Source organism: Pseudomonas fluorescens HK44 (genome assembly GCF_000217955.3).
GTDB classification, from domain to species: domain Bacteria; phylum Pseudomonadota; class Gammaproteobacteria; order Pseudomonadales; family Pseudomonadaceae; genus Aquipseudomonas; species Aquipseudomonas fluorescens_AQ.
The window spans coordinates 600,706-606,710 of record NZ_AFOY02000019.1; the positions used below are offsets into that span (position 1 = coordinate 600,706).

Consider the following 6,005-nt stretch of genomic DNA (forward strand, 5'->3'; position numbering starts at 1 on the left):
CAGGTTCACGGTAGCCCGAATAGTAGAGAAAGTGTCCCGTCTCGGACATAACTGTTCAATTTTGGCGGCGTCTTTTGTCGCCATACTGCGTTGCCGCTCCTCGCCATAGCGAGCTATGACTCGTCGCGGCGCCTTGTCTGGCAACAAAATCCACTCGTCAAAACTTGAACGTATGCCCGAGACGGGACACATGGCCCTCCGTACGTCACCTTGACGGTTGTCGCAGGGCGGTGCGCGCCCTATTATCGACGGCTTTCCAGTGGGTTCGTTGAGGGCAGGTTTATGGTCAAGGTCGGTATCGTCGGCGGCACGGGTTACACGGGTGTCGAACTGCTGCGTCTGTTGGCGCAACATCCGCAAGCTGAAGTGGTAGTGATCACTTCCCGATCCGAGGCAGGCCTGGCCGTTGCCGACATGTACCCGAACCTGCGAGGCCACTACGATGGTCTGGCGTTCAGCGTTCCGGACATCAAAACCCTCGGTGCCTGCGACGTGGTGTTCTTCGCCACTCCGCACGGTGTAGCGCATGCGCTGGCCGGTGAATTGCTGGCAGCCGGGACCAAGGTCATCGACCTGTCGGCAGACTTCCGTCTGCAGGACGCGGACGAATGGGCCAAGTGGTACGGGCAGCCGCACGGTGCGCCAGAGTTGTTGGAAGAAGCGGTCTACGGCTTGCCGGAAGTCAATCGCGAGCAGATCAGGCAAGCACGTCTGATCGCGGTTCCGGGTTGCTACCCAACCGCTACGCAACTGGGTTTCCTGCCGTTGCTCGAAGCAGGTCTTGCCGATACTTCGCGCCTGATCGCTGACTGCAAGTCGGGTGTCAGCGGTGCAGGTCGTGGTGCAAGCGTTGGTTCGCTGTATTCCGAAACCTCCGAGAGCATGAAAGCCTATGCCGTTAAAGGGCATCGTCACTTGCCTGAGATTCGCCAGGGGCTGCGTCGCGCTGCAGGCAAGGACGTCGGCCTGACTTTCGTGCCGCACCTGACGCCGATGATTCGCGGTATTCACTCCACGCTCTATGCAACCGTGGTCGACCGCTCCGTGGACTTGCAGGCGCTGTTTGAAAAACGCTATGCCAACGAACCGTTCGTCGATGTCATGCCGGCTGGTAGTCATCCGGAAACCCGCAGCGTGCGTGGCGCGAACGTTTGCCGTATGGCGGTTCATCGTCCGCAGGACGGTGATCTGGTGGTGGTGCTGTCGGTGATCGACAATTTGGTCAAAGGCGCGTCGGGTCAGGCGGTGCAGAACCTGAACATCCTGTTTGGTCTGGACGAGCGCTTGGGCCTGTCCCATGCGGGCATGCTGCCCTAAGGCTTTATCCCGCTCAGCAGAAAGGCCCGTTTAACGGGCCTTTTTGTATTCCGGGCTGACCATTGTGTTGATTGATATACCGTAACAATAGTTGACCGATTTTCTGGGAGAAGCGGATAATGCGCGTCATCACGCATTATGGCGGTGTAACACCGGGAGATAGTCAGCATGAGCGTCGAATCCTTCACCCCCACGGCTTTGCAATTCACCCACGGTGCCGCGCACAAGGTGAAGAGCCTGGTCGATGAAGAGGGTAATGATCGCTTGAAGCTGCGCGTATTCGTTACGGGCGGCGGTTGTTCAGGGTTTCAGTACGGCTTCACATTCGATGAAGAAGTGGCCGATGACGACACCATTGTCGAGCGCGAAGGCGTTAGCCTGGTCGTCGATCCGATGAGCTTCCAGTACCTGGCAGGTGCCGAGGTGGATTATCAGGAAGGTCTGGAAGGCTCGCGTTTCGTGATCAAGAACCCGAATGCCACCACGACCTGTGGTTGCGGCTCTTCGTTTTCGATCTGATCGCACGTCATCGCATCACCAAGCGCCGCATGGCCTCACGGCTTTGCGGCGTTTCGCTGTCTGGTGTTCAGGCGGGGTAGATGGCGCCGAGGACGCGTAAACCGCGAGCGCCGGTGACGCCTGGACGATTGGCCGGGATATTTTCGAGGCAGCAATGGGCCAGCCAGGCGAAGGCCATGGCTTCGACCCAGTCCGGATCTACGCCGTAGGCTGCAGTACTGCTGACCTTGGCGTCTGGCAGCAGGCTGGCGAGCCGCGCCATCAATGTTGCGTTATGGGCGCCACCACCACAGACCAGTAGCTCTTGAGTATCGGTTTGTGCGGCCTGTAGCGATTCGACGATGGTCAACGCCGTCAGCTCAAGCAGCGTGGCTTGCACGTCTTGTGCAGCAAATGCGGGCAGGCGCGCCAGGTGTTGTGTCAGCCATTGCAGGTTGAACACTTCGCGGCCGGTGCTTTTGGGGCCCTTGGTCAGGAAGAACGGATCGCCGAGCAGGGCCTTCAGCAGCACGGGCTCTACGGTGCCGCTTGCAGCCCACTGGCCGTCACGGTCGAAGGTCTCGCCGCGTTGCTGGTGAATCCAGGCGTCCAGCAGGACATTGCCGGGGCCGCAGTCAAAACCCGAGACGGGTTTGCCGGTCTCGATCAGGCTGAGATTACTGAAGCCGCCGACATTCAAGACTGCACGGTTGCCGCTGCGCTCTTCAAACAAGGCTTCATGGAAGGCTGGAACCAGCGGCGCGCCTTGCCCGCCTGCAGCCACGTCGCGGCTACGAAAATCACTGACGACGGTAATTGCGGTCAGTTCGGTCAACAGGGCGGGGTTGCCGATCTGCACGGTGAAACCGCGTGCAGGCTCGTGGCGAATGGTCTGGCCGTGGCTGCCAATCGCTCGGATGTCGTCAGGTTTCAGGTGTTGATCTGCAAGCAGGGTATTGATGCCCAGGGCGGCCAGTTTCACCCAGTTTTGCTGGACGATGGCGCTGCGGGCTATCTCGTCGGGACCGCTGGCGCACAAGGCAAGCAGCTCGGCGCGCAGGGATTCGGGCATGGGAATGTAGTGCGTGGCGATCAGTTTGATCGCCGGTGCTTGCTCGATCAGCGCAATGTCCAGGCCATCAAGGCTGGTACCGGACATCACACCTATATAGAGCGCCATGGCTTAGCGTTTGCTCGAGGCCAGCAGGGTGGCTTTCTCTTGCTCCATGCGCGCCATCAGCGGCTGGCTTTGTTGCAGGAAGCGTGCGCGCTCGGACTTGGCAATCGGATCGGCCATCGGCAGTTTCTGACCCAGCGGATCGACGTGAACGCCGTTGACCTGGAACTCGTAGTGCAAGTGTGGACCGGTAGAGAGGCCGGTAGTGCCGATATAACCGATCACCTGGCCCTGCTTGACGTTACCGCCAGTCTTGATGCCTTTGGCGAAGCCTTGCATGTGGCCGTACAGCGTGCGGTAGGTGTTGCCGTGCTGAATGACAACGGTGTTGCCGTAACCGCCGCGGCGACCGGCCAGCAGTACTTTACCGTCACCGGCAGCCTTGATCGGCGTGCCGCGAGGCGCTGCGTAGTCGACGCCTTTGTGTGCGCGAATTTTGTTCAGAATTGGATGCTTGCGGCCCATGGAGAAACGCGAGCTAATACGGGCGAAGTCCACCGGCGTACGAATGAACGCCTTGCGCATGCTGTTGCCATCGGCCGTGTAGTAGCTGCTGTTGCCTTGCTTGTTGGTGTAGCGCACGGCGGTGTACGTCTTGCCGCGGTTGGTGAAGCGGGCGGAAAGGATGGGGCCATTGCTGACAGCCTTGCCGTTGACGACTTTCTGTTCGTAGATCACGTCGAACTCGTCACCCTGGCGAATATCCTGGGCGAAATCGACGTCATAGCCAAACACGCTGGCCATGTCCATGGTAAGGCTGTGGGACAGGCCGGCACGCGCTGCGGATTGCGAAAGCGAGCTGTTGATCACGCCGTGAACATAGGCGGAGCGCACGGTTGGCTTGGTGGTAATGCGGTTAAAGGTATAGCCCTTGGCGTTTTTGCTCAGGCTGATGCTTTCAACGTCGTTGATCTTGCTGTGCAGATTGGTCAACTGGCCGTCGTGTCCCAGTTCAAACTCGAGTTTCTGGCCGTGTTTAAGCTGGGTGAACTGCTTGGCTTGCTTGTCGCTGGCCAATACGTCGTGCACCGAAGCGGCTGGAAGCCCGACTTTCTCGAACAATGTGGAGAGGGTGTCGCCTTTGGCAACGATCACTTCCCGGTGGCCTGGAGCTTTCTTCTCTTCAACGACCGGTGCCGGCGCTGCTTTAGCTGTTTCCTTGGTATCGTCGGTAGTGGTTTCGATCTGGGCGAATGGAGATTCGACCGGCTCGTTTGTGGCTTGAACGGCGTCAGCAGCGTCTTGATCTTGTGTCAGTTGTTCTGCAGGGCGTTCCAGTTCAAGACTCAGGGTCGTCTTTTTGGCTTCAACGTCACTGGAAGGGAATACCAGGAGCGCCAGGCTGAGGAGGGCGGCAATGCCACTTGCCGCGAGCAGGTGGGTCTTCGGATAAAGCGGCGGCGCTTTAGACGGTTCTGTGGTCATGGGTAATTTGACTTTGGAAAAGATGAATTGGAAAAGATGAATGACATGATGAAGATGAAATAACTGTATAAAATATAACCAAATCATCTCTTAAGCAAGTCGCGAATGCTCTGTTCGCGGATTGGTGTCCGTGCGCCGGGCAAAACTTGTATTTGGTGCGCGATCTTGTATGGTTGGTTCCCTTTGAATCTGAGCCTTGCGGGTCTGTTATGAAGTCGGTTGAAGAGCAGCTAGCGCTGATAAAACGTGGTGCGGAAGAACTGTTGGTCGAGTCCGAGCTGATCGAGAAGCTCAAGCGCGGCCAGCCCCTGCGTATTAAGGCTGGCTTCGATCCGACTGCGCCAGATTTGCACCTGGGTCACACGGTGCTTATTAATAAGTTGCGCCAGTTCCAGGATCTGGGTCATCAGGTGATCTTCCTTATAGGTGACTTCACCGGGATGATCGGTGATCCGAGTGGCAAGAGCGCTACCCGTCCTCCGTTGACGCGTGAGCAGGTCCTCGAAAATGCCGAGACCTATAAGACTCAAGTGTTCAAGATTCTTGATCCGACGAAAACCGAGGTGGCTTTCAACTCCACCTGGATGGATCAGATGGGGCCGGCGGACTTTATTCGACTGACCTCGCAATACACCGTGGCGCGGATGCTTGAGCGCGACGACTTCGACAAGCGCTATTCGACCAATCAGCCAATCGCTATCCACGAGTTCCTGTATCCGCTGGTTCAGGGGTATGACTCGGTTGCGTTGCGCGCGGACGTCGAGTTAGGCGGCACTGATCAGAAGTTCAACCTGCTGATGGGGCGTGAACTGCAGCGCAGTTATGGTCAGGAGGCTCAATGCATTCTGACTATGCCGTTGCTCGAAGGGCTGGATGGCGTGAAGAAGATGTCCAAATCGTTGGGCAACTACGTTGGCATCCAGGAAGCGCCGGGTGTCATGTACGGCAAGCTGGTTTCGATTCCGGACGTGCTGATGTGGCGCTACTTCGAATTGCTCAGCTTTCGCTCCATGGATGAGATCGATGCGTTGCGTGCAGATGTCGAAGCTGGCGCCAATCCGCGGGATATCAAGATCAAGCTGGCTGAAGAGATTGTTGCGCGTTTCCATGGCGAAGAAGCTGCGGCGAATGCTCATCGCGCTGCGGGTAACCGTATGAAGGAAGGCGAACTGCCGGATGATTTGCCAGAGATCGACCTGACTGCGGCTGAGGATATGCCGATCGCAGCTGTGCTTAATAAGGCGGGGCTGGTGAAGAACTCGGCGGTCGCACGTGACCTGCTTGGTTCGGGTGGTGTGCGTATAGATGGCGAAGTGGTTGATCGCACCTTTATATATGCACTGGGCGCGACTCATGTTTGCCAGGCCGGAAAGAAGGCATTTGCGCGTATTACGCTTAAATCCGAGTAAGGCTGAAATTAGGGGTTGACGGCGAATTATATCTGTCTATAATTCGCCCCACTTCCGGCGCAGTCGAAACGGGAAACTCCTTGATAAACAAAGAGTTACGCAGTTTTCGACAGCGGTTACGCTTCAGTTCATCGAAGCCTGAAGGAGTTGGTAAGGCAGTGTGTTTTCGCCTTGTTAGT

5 protein-coding genes are annotated in these 6,005 nt (G+C 57.4%); 3 read left to right on the forward strand and 2 right to left on the reverse strand.

What is annotated here, in order from left to right:
- The first annotated feature begins 282 nt into the window (after positions 1–282).
- Entirely contained in the window at positions 283–1,317 is a 1,035-nt protein-coding gene (gene argC, locus HK44_RS25255) for an N-acetyl-gamma-glutamyl-phosphate reductase (RefSeq protein WP_019693892.1), read from the forward strand.
- A 168-nt stretch (positions 1,318–1,485) separates the two neighbouring features.
- The gene (gene erpA / locus HK44_RS25260) at positions 1,486–1,836 is read left to right on the forward strand and encodes an iron-sulfur cluster insertion protein ErpA (RefSeq protein ID WP_007906865.1); all 351 of its coding nucleotides are present in this window, start codon (positions 1,486–1,488) and stop codon (positions 1,834–1,836) included.
- A gap of 67 nt (positions 1,837–1,903) precedes the next feature.
- On the opposite strand, the gene HK44_RS25265 is transcribed toward erpA, so the two are convergent.
- Positions 1,904–2,995 (reverse strand): anhydro-N-acetylmuramic acid kinase, encoded by a 1,092-nt coding sequence (locus HK44_RS25265; protein ID WP_019693891.1) that lies wholly within the window; start codon positions 2,993–2,995, stop codon positions 1,904–1,906.
- A gap of 3 nt (positions 2,996–2,998) precedes the next feature.
- Entirely contained in the window at positions 2,999–4,417 is a 1,419-nt protein-coding gene (locus HK44_RS25270; RefSeq protein ID WP_019693890.1) for a peptidoglycan DD-metalloendopeptidase family protein, read from the reverse strand.
- 209 nt (positions 4,418–4,626) lie between these two features.
- On the opposite strand from HK44_RS25270, the gene tyrS reads away from it, so the two are divergent.
- Complete coding sequence (gene tyrS, locus HK44_RS25275; protein ID WP_019693889.1) at positions 4,627–5,826, forward strand: tyrosine--tRNA ligase; 1,200 nt, start codon at positions 4,627–4,629, stop codon at positions 5,824–5,826.
- The last annotated feature ends 179 nt before the right edge of the window (positions 5,827–6,005 follow it).

What these genes read in the sequence shown, in the direction of transcription:
- HK44_RS25270 (WP_019693890.1), bottom strand. Translation starts at nt 4,417, where the DNA reads ATGACCACAGAACCGTCTAAAGCGCCGCCGCTTTATCCGAAGACCCAC.
- tyrS (WP_019693889.1), top strand. Translation starts at nt 4,627, where the DNA reads ATGAAGTCGGTTGAAGAGCAGCTAGCGCTGATAAAACGTGGTGCGGAA.
- HK44_RS25265 (WP_019693891.1), bottom strand. Translation starts at nt 2,995, where the DNA reads ATGGCGCTCTATATAGGTGTGATGTCCGGTACCAGCCTTGATGGCCTG.
- erpA (WP_007906865.1), top strand. Translation starts at nt 1,486, where the DNA reads ATGAGCGTCGAATCCTTCACCCCCACGGCTTTGCAATTCACCCACGGT.
- argC (WP_019693892.1), top strand. Translation starts at nt 283, where the DNA reads ATGGTCAAGGTCGGTATCGTCGGCGGCACGGGTTACACGGGTGTCGAA.